Here is a 21,912-nt window from a genome sequence, read left to right as displayed (position 1 = left end):
GCCTTTTTTCTTTTTTCTTTATGCCACGGGGATCTCGATGCCGAATGTTTTCAAAACGGCCTGAAGCCCTTCGGCGATCTCTTCCCGCGAAAAATCGGCGGCTTCCAGTTCCCGGTCGCTCCACTGGTTGAGCGTATGGTAAAAATCCACCGCCAGCGCCAGGCCATCCGGATCTGCGGGGTTCAGCGAATCAAACAGCAGATCTTCGGCTTTGCCGATCTGCCCCTGCGCAAGGCTGCCATGGAGCCTTCGATAAAGCAGGTCTGTCTCGTTCAGCTCGGTTCCGGGAGTGATCTCATAAAGCATCGTTTCTTTTTTTAAAAGCACTTTTGCGATAAAGCGGGTCATCATTTCGATCTGGCGCATGACCCAGTCATTTTGAAATGTCATGGTTTCTCCTTCCGAGTCTTGCGCAGTCAATTTTCCTCTGTCTGCGAAGATGCGCAGGCGCTTTCTTTCGCCTTTTTCAACGCGGCGCAGATGCGCTCCGCTTCTTCCGTATGGCGCAAAACAGCCTTATCCCCGGGGCTGTGCAGCCCGCGCATCAACACGATCTCACAGCTTTTCTTTTTCCCGTCTTCGGTTAAAAACACCTTTACTTTCACCGCGGTGACCTGTTTCTTTTTTACGACCTTGGATTCCATCACCGGGATCGCGGACGCGACGGTATCCCATCTGCCCCGCGGAACGACGGGCCCTCCGTCCGTCATGGAATAAGAGGCTTCGGGCACCTGTATTTCGATGTCTGTCACATCCGCCAAACGGTGGGTTACGGCCGCGCCTTTTTGGCGCCACAGGCCCCGCCCGCTGTCAATTTCCACCGCGCCCAGGCTTTCTGCCGCGGTGAAGGGATACAGCTTTTTGCCCTTGGCCGAAGCCGCCAGCAGCACACAAAGCTGCACCGCGGGCACCGCCAGCCCGATCAGACAAACAGGCCGCGAAAATTTCCAGGATAGAGATGAAAAAACAGTTTGCCACAGAACCGTAATCAGCACAGCCGCTGCGAGGAACACGCTGCTCAGCCGCGCCAGGGCAGGCGCGTCATTTTCTTGCAGCATCCGCCGTTTTGCTTCAATGCGCAGCGCGCAGAATGCGGCAAGGCATAAAACCGCTGTTGTTCCCATCGATCAAACCTCCTTTTCAAGCGCTCTTTTTTCTGTTTTACTTTTCAATATTTTCCATTTGCATCATATCATTTCGCCTGCGGGGTGTCAACGGGCCGTATTCGCCCCGAAAAGTTTGAAAATTTCTTCCGCCGCTGTTCTTTTTGTTTCTTTTCTGCTATACTTGTTATGATTCTATTTTGCATAACTCATTTCGATCTTGCTCCAAAGGAGACTGATTATGAAAACAATTCAAGTATGTATCGGCAGCAGCTGCCATGTCAAAGGTTCCTATCATGTTAAATCGATTTTTGAAGAAAAGATCCGTGAAAACCATCTGGAAGACAGCGTGGAACTGAAGGTGGCCTTTTGCCTGGGCAACTGCAGCGACGGCGTCAGCGTGCGCATCGACGGCCAGCCCATTTCCGGGGTGACCCGCGAAAACGCCGCCGAGATCTTCGACCGCTATCTGCTCAACGATAAGGGTGAATGAAAATGGATGTTCTGCGGTTCAAACGCGCCAACTGCAAGGACTGCTATAAATGTATCCGCGGCTGCCCCGTCAAGGCCATCGCCGTTCATGACCACCACGCCGCCGTCATCGAGCAGGATTGCGTGCTTTGCGGGCGCTGCGTGTTAAGCTGCCCCCAATATGCCAACCAGGCCCGTTATGATCTGGCGCCCGTGCGCGAGCTGCTGGCCGCGGGCAAAGAGGCTTATGCCATCGTTTCCCCCACCTTTCCCGCCCAGTTCGGGGCCGAGGGCTTCGAACCGCTGCGCCGGCTTTTGAAACAGCTGGGGTTCCGCGATGCCTATGAATCGGCCGAAGGTTCGCGCCAGGTGCGCGCCGAATATGAAAAGCTGATCGCTTCGGGGCGCTATAATGTGCTGCTTTCTTCGGTATGCCCCTCGGCCAACCTGCTGGTCGAGCGTTATTTCCCCTCGCTGATCCCCCATCTTGCGCCTGTGCCCGCGCCGTTTCAGGTGGAAGCCCAGATCTTGCGCAAGCTTCACGGCAGCGATTGCACACTGGTGTTTTTCGGCCCCTGCATCGCCGACAAGCTCGATTGCGATGAAGGCGACGGCCTCACCGATTATGTGCTCACCTATGAAGAACTGAATTCTCTGCTCATCAGCAGCCATCTGCCCATCGATCTGAGCGATGTGCCCTGTGATGAACCGAAACTGCGCAGCCGCAGCTTCCCGCTGGCGGGCGGCATCATTTCGGCCATGGAGCAGGACCCCGCCTATTCCTACCTGAGCATCGACGGCATGGAAAGCTGTTTGCGCACTTTGAAAGAAGTGGAAGCCGGGCGGCTTCGCAACTGTTTTATCGAGCTGAACGCCTGCACAGACAGCTGCGCCGGCGGCCCGAAAATGAGCCCTTCCGTGCGCAGCCATATCGAGGGGCGCGCCCGCATCATGCAAACGGCCCTCTGCCCCGGCCAGCCCCCTCAGGATTTTCCGCTGGTCGAAGGCCTTGATCTGAGCAAAACCTTCCACAGCCGCTATGTGGAACAATATCTGCCCAACGAGGCCCAACTCACCGAGATCCTTCACAAAATGGGCAAAAACAGCCCCGCCGATGAACTCAACTGCGGCACCTGCGGCTACCCCACCTGCCGTGAAAAGGCGGCGGCCATTTATCAGGGCAAGGCCGAAATCACCATGTGCCTGCCTTATATGAAAAAACGCGCCGAAAGCCTTTCCGATAAGATCATCACCGCGTCGCCCAACGCTATTCTCTGCGTTGACAGCGCCATGCGTATCCAGTTCATCAACAGGGGCGCGCTGGAACTGTTCGACCTGCCCCCCGAGCAAAACCTCATCGGCACGCCCGTTTCCGATTTGATGGATGAATTCGAATTCGTCACGGTGTTTTCTTCGGGCGAAGCCCAGCTGCGGCGCAAAGCCTATTTAGACCGCTATCATAAATATCTGGAACAGACCTTCGCCTTTGTGCCCGAAAGCAACCTCGCCATCTGCATCATGCGCGATATCACCGATTCGGAACGCGCCCGCCAGAGCCTGCAAAAGACCAAGAGCGACGCCGTTGAGATCACCGACCAGATCATCGCCAAACAGATGCGCATCGTTCACGAGATCGCTTCGCTTCTGGGCGAAACCGCCGCCGAAACCAAGGTGGCCCTCACAAGGCTGAAAAACACCGTCGTCATGGAAGAGGATGAGCACCTATGAACACGCTTTGTATGGAGAGCGGCTTTGCCAGCATGAACAAGCATGGCGAAGACCTCTGCGGTGATTTTTTCACCACCGTCAGCGATGACAGCGGCGCCGCCACCACTTTCGTGCTTTCCGATGGCATGGGCAGCGGCGTAAAAGCCAATATCCTGGCCACGCTCACCGCCCGCATTCTGGCCACCATGACGGCCAACCACCTGCCCATTGAAGAAAGCGTGACCACCATCGCCCAAACGCTGCCTGTATGCAGCGTGCGCAAGCTGGCTTATTCCACCTTCACGCTGATGCAGGTCACTTCCGACAGCCATGTTTATCTGGCTCAGTTCGATAACCCCTTCGCCGTGCTGCTGCGCGGCGGCAAAAGCATCGAATATCCCCGCTCGCTTTCCAATATCGGCGAAAAAGAGGTTTATCAAAGCCGCTTCCAGCTGCGCAGCGGCGATGTTTTCGTTTTGATGACCGACGGCGTGACCCACGCCGGGCTGGGCAATCTCATCCCCGACGGCTGGCAGCGCGAAGGCGTGGTGGAATATCTTGAAGAGATCTACGACCCTTCCCTTTCGGCCAAGAACCTTGCCGACCGGGTGGCCACCGCCTGCCGCGACCTCTATTTAGAGCATATCGATGATGATGTGACCGTGGCGGTTTTCAAAATGCGCACCCGCAAAGTGGTGAACCTGCTCATCGGCCCGCCCCGCGACCCCGCCGACGACGAAGAATTTTTGAAAACATTCTTTCAGAAAGAAGGCATGCATATCGTTTGCGGCGGTTCCACCGCCCAGATGGTCAGCCGCCACCTTCACCGCGATCTGGAAGTGGCGGGCGATTATGTCGATCCCGATATCCCGCCCATCGGCCGCATCCGCGGGGTCGATCTGGTGACGGAAGGCATCGTCACCATGAGCCGCGTTCTTGAAATGACGGGGCAATATGCTTCTTCCGATTCCATGCCCGTTCACTGGGATAATAAAAACGACGGCGCCACCCGCATCGCCCGCGCGCTGCTGGAACACGCCACCGATATCAACTTTTTTGTGGGAAAAGCCATGAACCCTTCCCACCAGCTGCCTTCGCTGCATATCGATTTTTCGCTGAAAATGAGCCTCATCGAAAAACTGGATGTGCTGCTGCGGGGCATTGGCAAGCGGGTTCATATCGACTATTGTTAAACGCAGCGCAATCTGCTTTGGAAAGGATCAAAGATTATGGTTTTCGATACGCAAGTGCAAGAACTCAAGTATAAAGCCCTCAAAGAGGTGGCCACCCTGGCCTGGGAAGACCGGCTGGAAAAAGATCTGCTGAGCAGCCCCGAGCGGCTGATCCCCGGCCCCGCCCCCACTATGCGCTGCTGCATCTATAAAGAGCGCGCCATCATGGGCGAGCGCCTGAAAATGGCCATGGGCGGCGATGAAAAAAACGAGAATATCATCGAGGTCATCAACATCGCCTGCGATGAATGCCCCGTGGCGGGCATCCATGTTTCCGATTCCTGCCGCGGCTGCATCGCCCACCGCTGCATGAACGCCTGCCCCAAAAACGCCATCACCATCGTCAACCACCACGCCCAGATCGATCAGGATAAATGCATCGAATGCGGCCGCTGCGTGGCGGCGTGCCCCTACAGCGCCATCGTCAAATCTTCCCGCCCCTGCGAAAACGCCTGCAAGGTGGGCGCCATCCATATGGGCGAAAACAAAAAAGCCACCATCGAAAACGAAAAATGCATCCAATGCGGCGCGTGCGTCTATCAATGCCCCTTCGGCGCCATCAGCGATAAATCCTATATCCTCGACACGGTGAAAATGCTCAAGGCCGGCGCAAACAACCCCGATCACCCCGTCTTCGCCATCGTGGCCCCCTCCATTTCCAGCCAGTTCCACCACTGCACGGTGGAGCAGGTGGTGGCCGGGCTGAAAAAACTGGGCTTTTTCAATGTGGTGGAAGTGGCTCTGGGCGCGGATATGGTGGCCTGGCGCGAAGCGCAGGAACTCGCCGAAAAGAAATTCCTCACCAGCTCCTGCTGCCCCGCCTTTGTCAGCTACATCCGCAAAAGCTTCCCCGAGCTTGAAAAACATATCTCCCATAACCTTTCGCCCATGGGCGAGATCGCCAAATATATCAAGCGGCTGCATCCCGGATGCAAAGTGGTGTTCATCGGGCCCTGCACAGCCAAAAAGGCCGAACGCCGGCTGGAAACCGTTTCCGAACTGGTGGATTGCGTTCTGACTTTTGAAGAGCTTCAGGCTTTGTTCGACAGCCGCGAGATCGATCTGGCCGCGCTGGAAGGCGAAACGCTGGATAACGCTTCTTATTTCGGCCGCGTGTTTGCCCGCAGCGGCGGTCTTTCCGTGGCGGTGGAACAGGCGCTGAAAGAATGCGGCATCACCCAGGATCAGTTCGCCCTCAACGCCATCGCCTGCAACGGCATCGCCGAATGCAAAGCGGCGCTGCTGCGCGCTTCGAAAAATGTGCTGCCCAACAACTTTGTGGAAGGCATGGCCTGTGAAAACGGCTGCATCGGCGGCGCGGGCTGCATCACCCACGGCCCCAAAAGCAAAGCCGATGTGGATAAATACGGCCACGAAGCCATGGAAAAAACCATCTCCGATTCCATCAGCGTGCTGAAATTCTAAAGGGCGGCCGTTCGTGCCTGCCCGATTTTCAAACCCTTGCGCCGCAGCCCGGCGCCCGCTCGGTGCTGATTTTCCGGTTTTGCCTGCCGCGTTTGGATGCTTGGCATGTGACAGCCCCGGCCTCGCCTGCGCGCCCGATCAGTGCTGATTCACTATGATATCTGCGCGCCCGCTCGGCGCCGATTTTCCCGCCCTATATCAAAGCAGCGCCCCCGACCCGTTTTTTCGGTTCGGGGGCGCTGCTCTTTTTTCGGCTTTTTTCTCTCAGCTTTCCTCCAGGCCTGTTCCATCTTAAATATTGCAATGTTATTATGAATATTTTTTCTTTCTTTACGATATATATTAAATATGGTTTACTTTAAAATTATTATAGTTTTTTGCGGTATTATTTGCTTGACTTTATATAATATATGGTTTACATATAGAATATATCTTGTTTCACAGACAACTGTATGTGGAATAAAAACATTTTTTCTGGAGGGATCGTTATGAAAAAATTCTTGGCCATGCTGCTTTCGCTTGTGATGCTTCTGGGCGCGTTTTCCGGCTGCGCAAAGCAAACCAATGAAAAATCTCCCGGCGACAGTTCTTCTTCTAAAACGCCCCCAGCCAACGCCACCTATCAAAAGAGCATTGTCTGCGGTTTGGGCGGCAAAATCGTCAGCTTAGACCCTCAGGCCAACAGCAACACCCAGCATAACTATTATTTCAGAATGAATTTCGACACCCTGATCGATTTTGATAACGCCACCGGCAAGCTTTTGCCCTGTCTTGCCGAAAAATGGGAAACGGAAGACAGCAAGACCTATGTTTTCACCCTGCGTAAGGATGTGAAATTCCACGATGGCGGTAAATTCACCGCCGAAGATGTGAAATTCACCTTTGTGCGCGGCGTGGATTCCGACACTTCCACCACCCTCTGCAAGCTGATCGAAACCATGGATGTGACCGACGACACCCATATTTCCATCACCCTGAAACAGACGAATGTGGATTTCCCCTTTCTGCTCACGCTGCCCACCGCCTCCATTCTTTCCAAAGCCGCGGTGGAAGCAAACCCCACCGATGGTTATAAAATCGGTTCCGGCCCGTGGAAGACCGATTCCTTTGTGGTGGGCGATTATCTGAAGCTGACCCGCAACGATGATTTCTGGGGCGAAAAGGCCAAAGCCGAAACCTTCACCCTGCGCTATATGCCCGATAATTCGGCCCGCGTCATCGCGCTGGAAACCGGCGAGATCGATCTTTGCGCCGACCCCGACACCCTGGATCTCGACCGTATCCGCGACAACAGCAAACTTGAGCTGCAATCTTATGTGGGCTCTTCCATCACCTATCTTGCCATGAACAACAAAAAAGCGCCCTTTGATGATGAAAACCTGCGCCTTGCCATGGCTTATGGCGTCGACCCCCAGGAACTGATCGATGTGGTGAAAAACGGCGAAGCACAGCCCGTGAAATCGCTGTGGGGCTGGAACGAATATGGCTATAACGGCGGCAAGACCGCTTTCACCTATGATGTGGAAAAAGCCAAAGAATATCTCGCCAAGGCCGGTTATGCAAACGGCGGCTTCAAATTCAAGCTTTCCGTCAGCGCCGGCGAGCGTAAATCCTGCGCCGAGATCATTCAGGCGCAAATGAAAAAGATCGGCGTGGAAGTGGAGATCGTGGAATTCGACAGCGCCGGCCTGAGCAAAAGCACCACCAACGGCGAACACGAAGCGGCCCTTTACGGATGCGGCATGAACATTTTCGGCGATGACGCCCGCCGCCTCATCTGCCCGGGCACAGGGGTCAACAAATCTCATTATGACAATGCGAAAGTCAATGAGCTGATGGATCTGGCCGTTCAGGAACAGGATGACGCCAAGCGCAAGGAATATTACGCCGAAGTGCAGCAGATCCTGCATGACACGGCGGGTTATGTTCCCCTTTATTTTGCCAACGGCTTCTTCGGTGTGAAAAAAGGCACCGGCGGCATCGATTACTACCCCACCTCTCACCACGATATGTCAAATGTTTATATCGTCGTGCAATAAGTTTTGATTTTTTGCCTGTCACCCACGCGGTGAACGCGCTGCGTGGGTGATCATTTTCTTCCCGCCGAGGCGGGAGGCATGAAATGGGAGGGAACCTTGTGTATCGATATATTCTCAAACGCCTGCTGCTGATGATCCCCGTGCTGATCGGCGTTTCGTTTTTGGTTTATTTCATTTTAGATCTGGCGCCGGGCGACGCCGTGGATGTGCTGGCGCCCGATGACGCCACCTTGGAAGAAAAGGCGCAGATGCGCGAAGAACTGGGTCTGAACCGCAGTATTTTCATTCGCTACGGCGAATATATGATCGATATGCTCCATGGCGACATGGGGGTCTCTTATCTGACCAATCAGGATGTGTTCGCCACTTTCATGGAAAAAGTGCCCAATACATTAAAGCTGGGGTTTGCCTCGCTGCTTGTTTCCGTGGGGCTTTCGCTGCCGCTGGGCATCTATTCGGCCCGCCGCCGCGGAACCTGGAAAGACAATGTGAGCATGGTGCTGGCTTTGCTGGGGCTTTCCATGCCGAATTTCTGGCTGGGGCTGCTGCTGATGATCCTCTTCTCGCTGAAACTGGGCTGGCTGCCTTCGGGCGGCGCCGATGGGTTCGCCAGCATCATTCTTCCCGCCGTCACCGTTGGTACAGGCATGATGGCAACGCTGACCCGCACCACGCGCTCTTCCATGCTGGATGTGATCCGCCAGGATTACCTGCGCACGGCGCGCTCGAAAGGGCTGCCCGAAAAGGTCGTCATCAATAAACACGCGCTGAAAAACGCCCTCATCCCCATCATCACCATCATCGGCACGCAGATGGGCACCATTTTGGGCGGCGCGGTCTTGACCGAAACCGTTTTTTCCTGGCCCGGCGTGGGGCGGCTCATCATCGATTCGCTCAATTCCCGCGATACCCCGCAGGTCACCGGCTCGATCATTCTCACCACCATGTTCTTCAGCCTTGTCCTGCTGCTGGTCGATCTGCTTTATGCCATGGTAGACCCCCGCATCAAAGCGCAATATGCCACAAAGAAGGGAGGCAAACAGCATGACCACCACAAAACCCAAAAAGCCGCTGCCTGATGGCGAAGAGACCCTTCAGCGCCGCGAGCGCTCGCAATGGGGCGAGGTCTGGCACCGCCTGCGCAAAAACAAAGGCGCCATGCTGGGGCTTTCCGTTGTGCTGCTGCTGATTTTCATTGCGCTGTTTTCGGGCGTGTTTTTAGATTATGAAACCCAGGTGGTGGGGCAAAACACCGCCAACCGCCTGCAATCCCCCAGCCTGCATCACCTGATGGGAACGGATGAATATGGCCGCGATGTTTTCGCCCGCATTCTTTACGGAACGAAATATTCTCTTTCCGTGGGGTTTGTGGCGGTTTCCATCGCGTTGGTCTGCGGCGTTTTTCTGGGCGCGGTGGCCGGGTTCTTCGGCGGCGTCTGGGAAGAGATCATCATGCGCAGCACCGATATTTTCAGCTCTGTGCCCAATATGCTCATGGCCATTGTCATCGTGGCCGCTCTGGGCCAAAGCATGTTCAACCTGATGATCGCCATCGGCTTGACCAGCATTCCCCAGTTCGTGCGCATCACCCGCGCCGCGGTGCTCACCGTGCGCAACCAGGAATATGTGGAATCGGCCCGCGCCATCGGCCAGGGCAATGCCAAGATCATCTTTTCCCATATCCTGCCCAACTGTCTTTCTCCCATCATCGTTCAGGCCACCCTGCGTGTGGCTTCCGCCATCATTTCCGCTTCCAGCCTGTCTTTTCTGGGCCTGGGCGTTCCCGCGCCGAACCCCGAATGGGGCGCCATGCTTTCGGGCGGCCGCCGCTTCATCCGTGATTATTCCTACATGACGCTGTTCCCGGGCCTTGCCATCATGGTCACCGTGCTTTCCCTTAATCTGTTTGGCGATGGGCTGCGCGATGCGCTTGACCCCCGATTGAAAGATTAAGGAGGAATGGAAATGAACACCGAATTACAGCAGAAAGCTCCCGATACCGCCCAGTCTCCCGAGGATATCCTTTTGAAGGTGGAAGACCTGACGGTTTATTATGAACTGGAAGAAGAAACGGTTCAGGCCGTCAATGATCTGAACCTGACCCTGCGCCGCAAAAGCACACTGGGGCTGGTGGGCGAAACCGGCGCCGGCAAAACCACCACCGCGCTGGCGCTTCTTCGCCTGATCCCCCATCCGCCGGGGGTCATCAAAAGCGGAAAGATCACCGTTTGCGGCAAAGACCTGCTTTCACTGGCCCCTCACGAGCTGGAACAGCTGCGCGGCAAAGATATCTCCATGATCTTTCAAGACCCCATGACCTCGCTGAACCCCGTTTTCACCGTGGCCGAACAGATCGCCGAAAGCATCGAGATCCACGAGCATGTTTCCAAGCATGAAGCCTATGAAAAGGCGCTGGATATGCTGGAGCTGGTGGGCATCTCGCGCAGCCGCGGCGGCGAATATCCCCACCAGTTTTCGGGCGGGATGAAGCAGCGCGTGGTCATTGCCATTGCGCTGGCCTGTTCGCCCCAGCTGCTCATCGCCGATGAACCCACCACCGCGCTGGATGTGACCATTCAGGCTCAGGTGCTTGATCTGATGAAGCAGCTGCGCGATGCCAAGGGCACTTCGATGATCATGATCACCCATGATCTGGGCATCGTGGCCGAAGTCTGCGATGAGGTGGCCGTGATGTATGCGGGGCGCATCATCGAACAAGGCACGCTTGACGATGTTTTCAACCACACCAAACATCCTTATACCGAGGGGCTTTTCAATTCGCTGCCCAACATCAAGCGGCGCCAAAGCGATTTGAAGCCCATCCCGGGCCTGATGCCCGATCCCACCAACCTGCCTCAGGGCTGCGCCTTTGCCCCCCGCTGTGAATATGCGGTGGATGCCTGCCGCCGGGAACTGCCCGCCCTGATCTCTTTCGGCGAGACCCACTGCGCCGCCTGCCTGGCCTATCGCGATCCCCAGTTCCACATCAAAAGGGGGTATTAAGAATGCCTGATACCATTCTGGAAGTCAAAAATCTTACGAAATATTTCAAGACCCCCAGGGGGATGCTCCACGCCGTAGACGGCGTTTCCTTCACCATCCAGCGGGGCAAAACGCTGGGCATCGTGGGCGAATCGGGCTGCGGCAAATCCACCACGGGCCGCGCCGTTTTGCGGCTCATCGAGCCCACTTCCGGCGAGGTGATCTTCAACGGCGCAGAGATCACCAAGCTTTCCGCCCGTGAGATGCGTAAAATGCGCACCCAGATGCAGATCATTTTTCAAGACCCCTTTTCTTCCCTCGACCCCCGCAAAACCGTCAACCAGAGCATTGCCGAACCCATCCTCACAAACCACCTGATGACGGATAAAGCCGAGATTCAAAAACGCGTTCGCCAGCTGATGGCCACGGTGGGGCTGGCCGACCGCCTCATCAACTCCTATCCCCATGAATTAGACGGCGGCCGCCGCCAGCGCATCGGCATCGCCCGCGCGCTGGCCATGAACCCCCAGTTTCTGGTCTGCGATGAACCCGTTTCCGCGCTGGATGTTTCCATTCAGGCGCAGATCCTCAACCTGCTCAAGCAGCTGCAGCGCGAACTGGGGCTCACTTACATTTTCATCACCCACGATCTTTCTGTGGTGAACCATTTTTCAGATGACATCGCCGTGATGTATCTGGGGCAGCTGGTGGAAAAAGCCCCCGCCGAAGAGCTTTTCGAGCATCCCATCCACCCCTATACCCAGGCGCTGCTCTCGGCGATCCCCATCCCCGAGGTGGGCATCGAAAAGCCGCCGCGCATCCTGCTGAAAGGCGAGATCACCTCGCCCGTGAATCTGCCCGATGCCTGCCGCTTCGCCAAACGCTGCCTTTATGCCTGCGAAGCGTGCCTGCAAAAAGACCCGCCCCTGCGCGAGATCTCGCCCAACCATTTTGTGGCCTGCTGCAAAGCGGAAGAGTTTCTCGGAACGCATGCTTAACATACCGGTTTTTACCGCCCGTCAAAACAAATGTTTTGGCGGGCATTTTATATTTTTGTAACATTTTCCTATCGATTTTCCTGATAATTCAAGCGTTGTCCAGTGATACAAACGATTTGACTTCATATTTTAGCAACAATATAATAGTTTATGCACGGAACAAACTTATAGACATGAGGAGAAAAGACATGAAGAAATTTTTAGCATTCCTTCTGGCCGCCGTGATGGTGTTCCCCCTGGCCGGCTGCAGCTCGAGCGATAAAAAGACCGATTCGGGCAGCAAAAAACAGGAACAGACCACCACCGACACGAAAAAGACCGATGATTCCACCGAAGAAAAGGTCATTCGCGTGGCAACCCCCGGCACCTATAAGCCTTTCACCATTTATGATGAATCCACCAAAGAATGGAGCGGCTTCGAAATCGAGCTGTGGCGCGCCATTGGTGAAAAGACAGGCTATAAAGTGGAATTCGTCCGTTTGGATAACCCCGCCACTTTTGCCGAACTCGACCTCAACCGCGTGGATACCGTTGCCAAGCAGATCTCCATCACCCCCGCCCGCAAAGAAAAATATGATTTCACACAGCCCTTCTTCTTCAGCCCCTATTGCCTGACCGTCGGCAAAGATAACAACGAAATCAAAACATGGGCCGATATGACAGGCAAGACCATTGCCCTGGCCGAAGGCAGCGCCATGAATGAATATGTGGCCGCCCTTGACCCCGACAACAAGGTGAAGAAAAGCGTTTATGAATCCAGCGGCATCATCCTGCAGGAAGTTTCCGACGGCCGCGCCGATGCCTGCCCCTATGCTTATCTGGTTCTCCCCTACTTCCTCGAATCCAACCCCGAACTGAAGCTGAAATCGGTGGATATCGAAAACCCCATCTACACCGAAGTGAACGCCTATCCCTTCGCCCGCACAGACCGCGGCAACACGCTGCGCGAGCTGACCGATAAGACCCTCACAGAAATGATGGATGACGGCAGCTACAAAGAGCTTTGCGAAAAATGGTTCAAGCTGGATGTGATGAAAACACAGCCTGCTCTGGATTATTTCGCCAAGAACCCCAAAAACTAAGCGTTTCTCCACCTTAATGATGCGGCGGGCTTCTTCACCAAGGGGCCTGCCGCACCGTTTGTTCAATTCGCTTCATGAGGAGGAAGCAGAGAAGATGTTTGATTTTGATTATTTTCTGCATATGTTTTCGGTGATCCTCAGCGGTTTCAAAAACACGCTGACGCTTTCGCTGATCTCGCTGTTCTTTTCCATTCTGCTGGGGTTCCTTCTGGCCGCGGCCCGCTATTATAACATCCCCGTTTTCAAGCAGATCTCGGTGGTGTTCACCTCGTTTTTCCGCAGCACCCCCTTCATCGCCCAGCTGTTTGTGTTTTATTATGGCTTTGCCCAGTTTTCCACCACCGTTCGCAATATGCCGGCTTTCTGGGCGGCGGTGATCGTTCTTTCCTTCAGTTTTGCGGCCTATATGGGTGAAAACATCCGCGGCGCCATCACTTCGGTGGAACGGGGCCAGTTTGAGGCCGGCCTTTCCATCGGCATGACCCCGTGGCAGACCATCCGCCGCATCATTCTGCCCCAGGCGGCCCGCGTGGCGATCCCCGGCATGTCGAACACCTTCGCCAATCTGTTCAAATCCACCTCGCTGGCTTTCACTGTGGGCATCATGGATATGACCTCCTGCGCCAAGAATGAAGTGAATCTTTCTTTCCGCTATTTAGAAGGCTATGTGGCGCTGCTCATTATTTATTGGGTGATCCTGGCCCTGGTGGAATTCGGCCAGAGCAAGCTTGAAAAACGCATGAATCGCCCCTATGTTCAGGAGGCAGGAAAATAAATGGAAAAAGAAACCGTTTTGACCCTTTCGGGTCTGAAAAAGAATTTCGGCGCGCTGGAAGTGCTCAAACAGATCGATCTCACCGTTCAGCAGGGCGAAGTGGTTTCGATCATCGGCCCTTCGGGCACAGGCAAATCCACCCTGCTGCGCTGCATCAACCATTTAGAGCGCCCCACCCACGGCCAGATCACCATTGATGATATCACCCTCACGGCGGGCAAAAGCTCTCATAAAGAGATCTATCGGCTGAGAAGCAAAACCGCCATGGTGTTTCAAAATTACAGCCTGTTCAAAAATAAAACGGCGCTGGAAAACATTATGGAACCGCTGGTGCAGGTGCAGAAAATGCCCAAAGAAGAAGCCGTTCGCCGCGCCGAAGCCATTCTGGCGGATATCGGCCTTTCCGAAAAGCGCGATGCCTACCCCGCGCATATGTCGGGCGGCCAGCAGCAGCGCGTGGGCATCGGCCGCGCCATGGCCGTGAAACCCCGCCTGATTTTGTTTGATGAACCCACCTCTTCGCTGGATCCGGAGCTTGTGGGCGAAGTGCTCAGCGTGATCCAGCGGCTGGCCGCGGCCCATACCGCCGCCATGCTGATCGTCACCCATGAAATGCGCTTTGCCCGCCAGGTTTCCGACCGCATCCTCTTTATGGATGGCGGCGTGATTCTGGAACAGGGCACCCCCGATGAGATCTTCAACAGCAGCAACCCCAGAATCCGCAAATTTGTGGCCGGGCTTGATGTGTGATCTTCCTCGCAAACAAAATGCGATCAAGCGGCCTCGCCAAACCAAATAAACCAAACCGCCCCGAATCGTGCATGACGATCCGGGGCGGTTTTTCTTTTGCTGTTTGCCGGGGGCTGTTTTTCATCAAAACCTATTCTGCCGTAATGGCGGCGGTGACGGCGTTTGTCAGCTTCAGCAAAGCTTCCACCCCGATATCCACCTGCGCGCCGATCTTGCCCGCGCTGACGACGATGGCTTCGAACCCGCGGCAGGAATCATCCACCACGGTTTTATAAAGCTTTTTCATGCCGATAGGGCTGCATCCGCCGCGGATATAGCCCGTAACCTTGTTGATCTCGCTGACATGGATCATTTCCACCGCTTTTTCACCCGCGGCGCGGGCGGCGGCTTTCAGATCAAGCTCGCGGTTCACGGGCAGCACAAACACGCAGAAATTGCCGCTGTGGCCGCGGGTCACAAGGGTTTTAAACATCCGCCGGGGGTCGATGCCCACCTTTTTGGCCACGGATTCCCCATCGATGGCGCCGTCGGAAGCATCATATTGATAGGTCTGATAGGCGACCTTTGCGCTGTCTAAAATGCGGCAGACATTTGTTTTTAAAGCAGCTGCCATGTGCTGTGCGCCTCCTTTTCAGGGGTTTTGCGGGCTATTTCGCTTCGAAATAATCCAGCAGGCCCACAAATGCCTTGATGCCTGTTTCCATCACGGTCTCATCGAAATCGAATTTGTTGTTATGCAGCGAAGGCACATCGCCCAGGCCCAAAAAGCCGAACACACCGGGATAACGGGCTTCATATTCCGAAAAATCTTCGGCGATCACGGTTTTTTCCACTTCCGCGGTGGCAACGCCGGCCTGCGCCAGCGCCTTTTTATATTCTTCATAAAGGGCGGGGTCGTTGTTCACGGGGGGATAGCCTTCTGTCAAAAACACTTCTGTTTTTGTGCCGTAGCGGGCATCGACCTCGGCGCAGACTTCGCGGATGCGGCGGGCCATAAACTGGAACACCTCTTCGGAAAACGCGCGGACGCTGCCTTCGATATGCACATTTTCGCAAACGATGTTGCGGGCGTCGCCGGCGGTCATTTTGCCGAAATGCAGCAGATATTCCGTGCCGGCGGGGATCTCTTTTTTCTTCATGGCGTTGATCTCGGCGATCATATCCGCCGCGGCGCTCAGCGCGTCGATGCCCAGATCGGGGCGGGCGCAGTGGGCGCTTTTGCCCTTGACGGTGATGGTCATTTCGGAAGCCTTGGCCATCATGGGGCCGGGGCGGGTGCCGATGGTGTTTTTTTCGAGCTTGGGCCACAGATGCAGGGCGAACACCTTTGTAACATGATGCTTGCTCAGCGCGCCGCTTTCGCAAATCACCTTTGCCCCGCCGATGCTTTCTTCGGCCGGCTGGAAAATCACGAGAACATTGAATTTCTTATATTTATGCAGGTTTTCTTCCATATAATCGCAAAGCGAGAGCATCATCGCCATATGGCCGTCGTGGGCGCAGGCGTGCATGCAGCCGTTTTTCGAAGCGAATTCCAACCCGGTTTCTTCGGGGATCGAAAGGGCATCCATATCGCCGCGGAAGGCGATGGTTTCTTTGGCGCCGTTATCGAAAAACGCGGTATAGCCTGTTCCGCAAACTTTTTCCACGGTGCAATGCAGCTTTTCAAGCTTCTTGCCGATGTATTCGCTGGTTTTGTATTCCTGTCGGGATACCTCGGGGATCTGATGCAGATCTCTTCGATACTGAACATAATTTTTCATAGCATCCTCCAACTATTTCGCGAAAGCGATTTTTTCTACATGGCCATTATACAACACTTGCCCCTGTTTTCAAAGTTCTTTTCAAGGGTTTTCGCGGTTTTTCCGCGTCGGCCATTTACAAAAGAAGCGCCGTGTGATAGAATGCCTTACATAAAGGCCGTTTCCGATCGGCTGTTATTTTCCAAAGGATAGAGGCGCAGAGCGAATGAGTATCCCCCCGAGCCGGCAGGCTTTGAAAGGGGAAAAAGGTCAATCTGCCGAACCGCCGCGCAGGCATGCGCGGAAGGTGGGCTTGCGGCGAACAGCCGTAAGACTGTCTGCACTTTTTTGCAGATGTGCTATCTTACTATTCGCTGCATGACGCCATGTATGCCGGTAAGAGCCTTCTGCTCTGCCGGTTTTTTTATTTTTCGGCCAACCATTCGCGGCGCTGCCGCAAGGAGGTTTTTCCCCATGAAGCTTGTTCACAAATATGGCGGCAGCAGTGTCGCCACCCCCGAAAAAATAACTGCCATTGCCGGGCGCATCGCGCAGCTGCACCGTGAGGGCAAAGAAATGGTGGTGGTTTGCAGCGCCATGGGCAAAACCACCAACGGCCTGATCGCCCTGGCTGCTCAGGTGTCTTCCCATCCTTCCAAACGCGAAATGGATGCGCTGCTTTCCACGGGCGAGATCCAAACCGTGAGCCTCATGGCCATGGCCCTTCAGGAACAGGGCGTTGACGCCATTTCCATGACGGGCTTTCAATCGGGCTTCATCACCAACAACACCCATTCCAAGGCGTTCATCAAAGAGCTTGATCTCAGCCGCGTGGAAGAAGAGCTGGCCGGTGGCCGCGTGGTGGTGGTGGCCGGGTTCCAGGGCATCACCGAAGACGGCAATATCACCACGCTGGGCCGCGGCGGCAGCGATACCACCGCGGTGGCCATCGCCGCAAAGCTGGGCTGCGATTGCGAGATCTACACCGATGTCAACGCCGTTTATACCGTTGACCCCCGCCTTTATGCCCCCGCCAAAGCCCTGCGCTGCATCTCTTATGAAGAAATGATGGAAATGGCCTCGCTGGGCGCGGGCGTTTTAGAGACCCGCTGTGTGGAGCTGGCCAAAAAATATGGGGTTCGCCTTTATCTGGGCCAGACCCTCGAAACCGAAAAGAAAGGAACCTTTGTTATGAACCGGCAGGAACTTGAAAATTTTGAAGATATGCCCGTCACGGGCCTGAGCATCAAAGATCATTGCGCCATCGTTTCTTTCCGCCCCATGGAATATACGGCCGAAAACGCCGCTTCCATCTTCGCGCTGATCTCGCGCAACCACATCAATCTGGATATGATCAGCCAGACCATTCTCGATGGCCGCATCGCCTTCTGCTGCTCCTGCTCGGATGCGCAGGCCGATGAGCTGGCGCTTTCGCCCGATTTCTTCCGCGACGGTCTGGTTCTGGATATCCAGAAGGGCTATACCCAGCTTTCTTTGGTGGGCGTGGGCATGGCCACCCACACGGGCGTTGCCGTGAAGGTGTTTGAAACCCTCGCCGCCCTGCATATCCCCTATTACCAGATCACCACTTCCGAAATCTCGATCTCTTTCACCATCGACGCTTGCCACAAAGAACAGGCCGTCGCCGCGCTGGCCGAAGCCTTTTCGCTGTAAGCCCCTTCTTTTTTTCATTCCGTTACAGACAAATCGCCCGAAAACGGATATACTGATAATAGAAAAGTTTTGGGCCGACGCTCTGCATCATATCATTGCTTATAGTTATTTTTTCGTTCTATATTACCTTTTGTTTAGGAGGGAATTCTTTATGGCAAATAAAACTCAAACCTTCCGTGGTTCCTTTGTGGCGCTGGTGACCCCTTTTGACGCCGATGGCGCCGTAGATTATGCGCTTTTGGAAAAACTGGTGGAATTTCATTTGACCCACGGCACAGACGGCCTTGTGGTGCTTGGCACCACCGCCGAAACCCCCACCCTCACCGAAGAAGAAAAAAAGGCCATCGCCAAAAGGGTGATCCGCCAGGTGGCGGGGCGCATCCCCGTGATTCTCGGCGCGGGTTCCAACAACACCCTTCACGCCGCCGAAACAGCCCGCAGCTATGAAGCCCTTGGGGCCGACGGCCTGCTGGTGGTGACGCCTTATTATAACAAAGCCAACAAAAGCGGCATGCTGGCGCATTTTGAAACCATTGCCGCCGCCACAAGCCTGCCTATCATTCTTTATAATGTGCCGGGGCGCACAGGCTGCTCCATCCCGCTGGATGTTCTGGAAACGCTTTCTCACCGCGAAAACATCGTGGGCATCAAAGAAGCCAGCGGCGATATCGGCTATGCCACCCGCTGCGCCAGGCTGGTCAATGAAAACTTCAGCCTGTTTTCGGGCAACGACGATATGATTTTGCCCATCCTTTCGCTGGGCGGCAGCGGCGTGATCTCGGTTCTGGCCAACATCGCCCCCCGCCAGACCCACGAGCTGGTGGCCTCGTTCCTTTCCGGCGATACGGCGCGTTCCCGCCGGCTTCAGCTGGATCTTCTGCCCCTCATCGAAGGGCTGTTTTTAGAAACCAACCCCGTGCCCGTGAAAAAAGCCATGGAGCTGCTGGGCTGGCCTGTCGGCCCATGCCGCCTGCCCCTGGGGCCCATGAGCGAAAGCAACATCGAAACGCTTCGCCGCCGGCTGGAACTTTTGAAATAAGCCGAAAACGCAGCGCCAAAGCGATCTTCCCCCTGCTTTTCTGCGGCGGGAGGTTTGATTCCCCGCCGATGACCCGCTTTACTGCGGCGGGAAGTGAAAAACCTTTTACATTTGATTAAAAAACGGTTTTTTCATCAAAACGGCCGTTAAAAAAACACCGCCCCTTTGAAAAAGGCGGCGGGAAAGGAACCGAAACCATGAATAAAAAAATTGCGGTGGTGGGTTATGGCGCCATGGGCAAACGCATCTGCGCCGCCGTGGAAGCCCACGAAGGCTGGGAACTTTGCGGCGCCATCGACCCGCTGAACAGCGAATGCTATGCTTCCCTCGCCCAGCTGCCCTGCGTGCCCGATCTGGTGATCGATTTTTCCCACCCCAACAACCTTGAAATGATCGGCGATTATGTGAAACGGCATGGCGTGGCCGCCGTGCTTTCCACCACGGGCTTCACCCCCGCGCAGGAAGCCTTTGCCGAAGAGCTTTCGGCCTATGCGCCCGTGGTGCGCACCCAGAACACCTCGCTGGGCATCAATATTTTACAGCAGATCTTAAAGCAGATCACGCCTGTCCTGGCGGGGCTTTATGATATCGAGATCATCGAAAAGCATCACAACAAAAAAATCGACGCCCCCAGCGGCACGGCCAAAATGCTGGCCCAGACCATCGAAGAATGCGGCCGCTATCACGAAGTGCATGGGCGCGATGGCATCCGCCCCCGCGAAAAAGATGAGATCGGCATGCATTCCATCCGCGGCGGCACCATCGTGGGCGAGCATGAAGTGTTGTTCGCGGGCGATGATGAGATCATCGAGATCAAACACACCGCGCTTTCCAAACAGGTTTTCGTGGCGGGCGCCATCAAGGCCGCCGAATTCGCTTTGGGGGCGAAAAAGGGCTTTTATTCCATGGGCGATGCCCTCTTCCCCGCCGACCGTCACTAAATCAATCAAAATAAAGGAGCTTTTTATGAACGCCGAAGAAATCATCGAGTATATCAGAACTTCTGAAAAGAAAACGCCTGTGAAGGTTTATCTCAACGAAAAAGAAGAAATCGCTTTCCCCGGCTGCAAAGTGTTCGGCAGCCATCCTTCCAAGGTCATTTTTGGCGAATGGAAGATCCTTTCGCCCATTTTAGAGCAGAACGCCGATAAGATCGAAGAGATCGAGATCGAGAACGACCGCCGCAACAGCGCCATCCCTCTTTTGGATATGAAAAACATCAACGCCCGCATCGAACCGGGCGTCACCATCCGCGAGCAGGTGGAAATCGGCGATAACGCCGTCATTATGATGGGCGCGGTCATCAACATCGGCTGTGTCATCGGCAAAGGCACCATGATCGATATGGGCGTTGTGATGGGCGGCCGCGTGATCGTGGGCGAACATTGCCATGTGGGCGCGGGCGCCGTTCTGGCGGGCGTGGTGGAACCGGCTTCGGCCACCCCCGTAACGCTGGAAGATGATGTGATGATCGGCGCAAACGCCGTGGTGCTGGAAGGCTGCCGCATCGGCAAAGGCGCCGTGGTGGCCGCGGGCGCCGTGGTCATCAGCGATGTGCCCGCCGGCGTGGTGGTGGCGGGAACCCCCGCGCGCATCATCAAGCAAAAGGATGAACGCACCATGAAAAAAACCGAGCTGGTGGATGCCCTGCGCACCTTATAATTTTTGCGGGCGTCTTTCCTCCGCCAATCAAAATCGCCGCGGGTCTTATCGCCCGCGGCGGGCATAAAAAAAGCCCCCCATGCGGCCCATCGGCTGCATCGGGGGTTTTCTTTTGTTTTCTTGGTTTCATCGGCCGCGCGTTTTTTTGTTTTACATAAAATAGCGCGCAAACAGCGGGATCTTGGCCAGCAGATGGATGATGCCATAGCCCACCGCCATGATGGCCGCCGTGATGAGGGGCACGCCCAGAATGGGCGTGATGGATAAAGCGTTGATCTGAAAGCCTTCCACCAGAAGGCGGTTCAAAAACGCATGGACAAGATAGATGCCGAAGGTGCAGCGCGAAAGATCGGCAAGCACTTTTTTCGATCGGGCCGAAAGCTTTTCGCCATGCACATGATTTTTGAAAAACACGAACAGGGCCACCGACATGGCCGCCACATTGGGCGTGAGATAGCCATACCAATATTCGTTGGGCGCCTGCCAGTTCATCGAGGCGAAATAAGTGCCCACACAGGTGACCAGAAAGCCCAGAACGCCCAAAGCATAAATCGCCCCGCGGGCGCGGCGGCCAAATTCATAGGTGCGGAAATAATAGCCCGCCACAAAAAAGCCCACATAACCGCCCAGCAGCGAAAGGTTCAGCCGCTCGGCATAGCTGCCCAGCACCCGCAGCACGGGAATGCCCGAAAACAGGGGCACGATCAGCGTGAACACCGCGCAAAGCCCCAAAAAATATTCCAGATCGCGGCGGCCGGCGCTTTTCACAAAGCCGCGCACCACCGGCGTGATGAGATAAAGCCCCACCACCATGAACAAAAACCACTGGTGATAGTTGCCATAAAGAAAGGCCGTTTTGATCTCTTCCCATCCCATGGGGGTTTGGGCGCGGCGGGCAAAAATCAGCCCCACACCCACATAAAACGCCGACCAAAAGAAAAACGCCGTGATGATCCTGAAAATGTTTTTGAAAAACAGGCTGTGATAGGTGACTTTTTTGCGCGGGTCTAAAAAAAACATCCCGCTGAGCATCACGAACATCGGCACGCACCACCGCACCATGCTTTCATAAACATTCAAAACATTCCAGAAAAAGCTCTCGGGTTCCAAAGCCGACCAGTTTGTGCCGCATACATGGATGACCACCACGCCGGCACAGGCGATGATCCTTAAAAAATCGGCATACCAAAGCCGTTCATTTTGCTGTTTCTCTTCCATTCGCCCCTCCGCC

General features: G+C 55.1%; 21 protein-coding genes and 1 riboswitch. Of the genes, 16 read left to right on the top strand and 5 right to left on the bottom strand.

What is annotated here, in order from left to right; genetic code table 11:
• Nucleotides 1-18: 18 nt before the first annotated feature.
• On the bottom strand, nt 19-390 hold the full coding sequence (locus ACJA3I_RS02515; RefSeq protein ID WP_458863195.1) for a DUF6483 family protein: 372 nt from the start codon (nt 388-390) through the stop codon (nt 19-21).
• A 26-nt stretch (nt 391-416) separates the two neighbouring features.
• Nucleotides 417-1,124: a hypothetical protein gene (locus tag ACJA3I_RS02510; protein WP_458863194.1), complete on the bottom strand. Its 708-nt coding sequence runs from the start codon at nt 1,122-1,124 to the stop codon at nt 417-419.
• Between the two features lie 220 nt (nt 1,125-1,344).
• On the opposite strand from ACJA3I_RS02510, the gene ACJA3I_RS02505 reads away from it, so the two are divergent.
• The 12 genes from ACJA3I_RS02505 to ACJA3I_RS02450 all read left to right on the top strand — a co-directional run bounded on the left by ACJA3I_RS02505 (nt 1,345) and on the right by ACJA3I_RS02450 (nt 14,564).
• Nucleotides 1,345-1,596: a (2Fe-2S) ferredoxin domain-containing protein gene (locus ACJA3I_RS02505; protein WP_458863193.1), complete on the top strand. Its 252-nt coding sequence runs from the start codon at nt 1,345-1,347 to the stop codon at nt 1,594-1,596.
• On the top strand, nt 1,593-3,302 hold the full coding sequence (locus ACJA3I_RS02500) for a [Fe-Fe] hydrogenase large subunit C-terminal domain-containing protein (RefSeq protein WP_458863192.1): 1,710 nt from the start codon (nt 1,593-1,595) through the stop codon (nt 3,300-3,302). Before ACJA3I_RS02505 ends, ACJA3I_RS02500 begins: the two co-directional genes overlap by 4 nt.
• The gene (locus tag ACJA3I_RS02495; protein WP_458863191.1) at nt 3,299-4,474 is read left to right on the top strand and encodes a SpoIIE family protein phosphatase; all 1,176 of its coding nucleotides are present in this window, start codon (nt 3,299-3,301) and stop codon (nt 4,472-4,474) included. Before ACJA3I_RS02500 ends, ACJA3I_RS02495 begins: the two co-directional genes overlap by 4 nt.
• Before the next feature lie 36 nt (nt 4,475-4,510).
• Nucleotides 4,511-5,938 carry a 4Fe-4S dicluster domain-containing protein gene (locus ACJA3I_RS02490; protein WP_458863190.1) on the top strand — a complete coding sequence of 476 codons (1,428 nt, stop codon included), beginning with the start codon at nt 4,511-4,513 and terminating at the stop codon, nt 5,936-5,938.
• Nucleotides 5,939-6,426: 488 nt separating this feature from the next.
• Entirely contained in the window at nt 6,427-7,977 is a 1,551-nt protein-coding gene (locus ACJA3I_RS02485; protein ID WP_458863189.1) for an ABC transporter substrate-binding protein, read from the top strand.
• 98 nt (nt 7,978-8,075) lie between these two features.
• Nucleotides 8,076-9,056: an ABC transporter permease gene (locus ACJA3I_RS02480; RefSeq protein ID WP_458863188.1), complete on the top strand. Its 981-nt coding sequence runs from the start codon at nt 8,076-8,078 to the stop codon at nt 9,054-9,056.
• A complete protein-coding gene (locus tag ACJA3I_RS02475; protein WP_458863187.1) occupies nt 9,022-9,930 on the top strand; it encodes an ABC transporter permease in 909 nt (302 codons plus the stop codon). The genes ACJA3I_RS02480 and ACJA3I_RS02475 overlap by 35 nt, the downstream gene beginning before the upstream one ends.
• A gap of 12 nt (nt 9,931-9,942) precedes the next feature.
• Entirely contained in the window at nt 9,943-10,980 is a 1,038-nt protein-coding gene (locus ACJA3I_RS02470; RefSeq protein ID WP_458863186.1) for an ABC transporter ATP-binding protein, read from the top strand.
• A 2-nt stretch (nt 10,981-10,982) separates the two neighbouring features.
• Entirely contained in the window at nt 10,983-11,957 is a 975-nt protein-coding gene (locus tag ACJA3I_RS02465) for an ABC transporter ATP-binding protein (protein WP_458863185.1), read from the top strand.
• 188 nt (nt 11,958-12,145) lie between these two features.
• Nucleotides 12,146-13,039 (top strand): transporter substrate-binding domain-containing protein, encoded by an 894-nt coding sequence (locus tag ACJA3I_RS02460; RefSeq protein ID WP_458863184.1) that lies wholly within the window; start codon nt 12,146-12,148, stop codon nt 13,037-13,039.
• A gap of 94 nt (nt 13,040-13,133) precedes the next feature.
• On the top strand, nt 13,134-13,814 hold the full coding sequence (locus ACJA3I_RS02455; protein ID WP_458863183.1) for an amino acid ABC transporter permease: 681 nt from the start codon (nt 13,134-13,136) through the stop codon (nt 13,812-13,814).
• Nucleotides 13,815-14,564, top strand: coding sequence for an amino acid ABC transporter ATP-binding protein (locus tag ACJA3I_RS02450; protein WP_458863182.1), 750 nt, complete (start codon nt 13,815-13,817; stop codon nt 14,562-14,564).
• Between the two features lie 130 nt (nt 14,565-14,694).
• On the opposite strand, the gene ybaK is transcribed toward ACJA3I_RS02450, so the two are convergent.
• The gene (gene ybaK, locus ACJA3I_RS02445) at nt 14,695-15,177 is read right to left on the bottom strand and encodes a Cys-tRNA(Pro) deacylase (protein ID WP_458863181.1); all 483 of its coding nucleotides are present in this window, start codon (nt 15,175-15,177) and stop codon (nt 14,695-14,697) included.
• A 34-nt stretch (nt 15,178-15,211) separates the two neighbouring features.
• Nucleotides 15,212-16,327 carry a M20 metallopeptidase family protein gene (locus ACJA3I_RS02440; protein ID WP_458863180.1) on the bottom strand — a complete coding sequence of 372 codons (1,116 nt, stop codon included), beginning with the start codon at nt 16,325-16,327 and terminating at the stop codon, nt 15,212-15,214.
• A gap of 181 nt (nt 16,328-16,508) precedes the next feature.
• A riboswitch (Lysine riboswitch) is annotated at nt 16,509-16,676 on the top strand.
• Between the two features lie 104 nt (nt 16,677-16,780).
• Here ACJA3I_RS02440 and ACJA3I_RS02435 point away from each other — a divergent pair.
• The 4 genes from ACJA3I_RS02435 to dapD all read left to right on the top strand — a co-directional run bounded on the left by ACJA3I_RS02435 (nt 16,781) and on the right by dapD (nt 20,681).
• Nucleotides 16,781-17,980, top strand: a complete 1,200-nt coding sequence (locus ACJA3I_RS02435; RefSeq protein WP_458863179.1) for an aspartate kinase — start codon at nt 16,781-16,783, stop codon at nt 17,978-17,980.
• 151 nt (nt 17,981-18,131) lie between these two features.
• The gene (gene dapA / locus ACJA3I_RS02430) at nt 18,132-19,019 is read left to right on the top strand and encodes a 4-hydroxy-tetrahydrodipicolinate synthase (RefSeq protein ID WP_458863178.1); all 888 of its coding nucleotides are present in this window, start codon (nt 18,132-18,134) and stop codon (nt 19,017-19,019) included.
• Between the two features lie 197 nt (nt 19,020-19,216).
• Complete coding sequence (gene dapB, locus ACJA3I_RS02425) at nt 19,217-19,960, top strand: 4-hydroxy-tetrahydrodipicolinate reductase (RefSeq protein ID WP_458863177.1); 744 nt, start codon at nt 19,217-19,219, stop codon at nt 19,958-19,960.
• Between the two features lie 25 nt (nt 19,961-19,985).
• A complete protein-coding gene (gene dapD / locus ACJA3I_RS02420) occupies nt 19,986-20,681 on the top strand; it encodes a 2,3,4,5-tetrahydropyridine-2,6-dicarboxylate N-acetyltransferase (protein ID WP_458863176.1) in 696 nt (231 codons plus the stop codon).
• Nucleotides 20,682-20,831: 150 nt separating this feature from the next.
• Here the strand turns inward: dapD and ACJA3I_RS02415 are convergent, their stop codons facing one another.
• A complete protein-coding gene (locus ACJA3I_RS02415; protein WP_458863175.1) occupies nt 20,832-21,899 on the bottom strand; it encodes an acyltransferase in 1,068 nt (355 codons plus the stop codon).
• Between the last annotated feature and the right edge of the window lie 13 nt (nt 21,900-21,912).

This window comes from Acidaminobacterium chupaoyuni, from assembly GCF_047936785.1.
Lineage (GTDB): Bacteria > Bacillota > Clostridia > Oscillospirales > Butyricicoccaceae > Acidaminobacterium > Acidaminobacterium chupaoyuni.
The sequence above is the reverse complement of the archived record's forward strand: the minus strand, read 5'-3'. Positions and strand labels throughout refer to the sequence as shown.

What these genes read in the sequence shown, in the direction of transcription:
- ACJA3I_RS02515 (WP_458863195.1), bottom strand. Translation starts at nt 390, where the DNA reads ATGACATTTCAAAATGACTGGGTCATGCGCCAGATCGAAATGATGACC.
- ACJA3I_RS02510 (WP_458863194.1), bottom strand. Translation starts at nt 1,124, where the DNA reads ATGGGAACAACAGCGGTTTTATGCCTTGCCGCATTCTGCGCGCTGCGC.
- ACJA3I_RS02505 (WP_458863193.1), top strand. Translation starts at nt 1,345, where the DNA reads ATGAAAACAATTCAAGTATGTATCGGCAGCAGCTGCCATGTCAAAGGT.
- ACJA3I_RS02500 (WP_458863192.1), top strand. Translation starts at nt 1,593, where the DNA reads ATGAAAATGGATGTTCTGCGGTTCAAACGCGCCAACTGCAAGGACTGC.
- ACJA3I_RS02495 (WP_458863191.1), top strand. Translation starts at nt 3,299, where the DNA reads ATGAACACGCTTTGTATGGAGAGCGGCTTTGCCAGCATGAACAAGCAT.
- ACJA3I_RS02490 (WP_458863190.1), top strand. Translation starts at nt 4,511, where the DNA reads ATGGTTTTCGATACGCAAGTGCAAGAACTCAAGTATAAAGCCCTCAAA.
- ACJA3I_RS02485 (WP_458863189.1), top strand. Translation starts at nt 6,427, where the DNA reads ATGAAAAAATTCTTGGCCATGCTGCTTTCGCTTGTGATGCTTCTGGGC.
- ACJA3I_RS02475 (WP_458863187.1), top strand. Translation starts at nt 9,022, where the DNA reads ATGACCACCACAAAACCCAAAAAGCCGCTGCCTGATGGCGAAGAGACC.
- ACJA3I_RS02470 (WP_458863186.1), top strand. Translation starts at nt 9,943, where the DNA reads ATGAACACCGAATTACAGCAGAAAGCTCCCGATACCGCCCAGTCTCCC.
- ACJA3I_RS02465 (WP_458863185.1), top strand. Translation starts at nt 10,983, where the DNA reads ATGCCTGATACCATTCTGGAAGTCAAAAATCTTACGAAATATTTCAAG.
- ACJA3I_RS02460 (WP_458863184.1), top strand. Translation starts at nt 12,146, where the DNA reads ATGAAGAAATTTTTAGCATTCCTTCTGGCCGCCGTGATGGTGTTCCCC.
- ACJA3I_RS02455 (WP_458863183.1), top strand. Translation starts at nt 13,134, where the DNA reads ATGTTTGATTTTGATTATTTTCTGCATATGTTTTCGGTGATCCTCAGC.
- ACJA3I_RS02450 (WP_458863182.1), top strand. Translation starts at nt 13,815, where the DNA reads ATGGAAAAAGAAACCGTTTTGACCCTTTCGGGTCTGAAAAAGAATTTC.
- ybaK (WP_458863181.1), bottom strand. Translation starts at nt 15,177, where the DNA reads ATGGCAGCTGCTTTAAAAACAAATGTCTGCCGCATTTTAGACAGCGCA.
- ACJA3I_RS02440 (WP_458863180.1), bottom strand. Translation starts at nt 16,327, where the DNA reads ATGAAAAATTATGTTCAGTATCGAAGAGATCTGCATCAGATCCCCGAG.
- ACJA3I_RS02435 (WP_458863179.1), top strand. Translation starts at nt 16,781, where the DNA reads ATGAAGCTTGTTCACAAATATGGCGGCAGCAGTGTCGCCACCCCCGAA.
- dapA (WP_458863178.1), top strand. Translation starts at nt 18,132, where the DNA reads ATGGCAAATAAAACTCAAACCTTCCGTGGTTCCTTTGTGGCGCTGGTG.
- dapB (WP_458863177.1), top strand. Translation starts at nt 19,217, where the DNA reads ATGAATAAAAAAATTGCGGTGGTGGGTTATGGCGCCATGGGCAAACGC.
- dapD (WP_458863176.1), top strand. Translation starts at nt 19,986, where the DNA reads ATGAACGCCGAAGAAATCATCGAGTATATCAGAACTTCTGAAAAGAAA.
- ACJA3I_RS02415 (WP_458863175.1), bottom strand. Translation starts at nt 21,899, where the DNA reads ATGGAAGAGAAACAGCAAAATGAACGGCTTTGGTATGCCGATTTTTTA.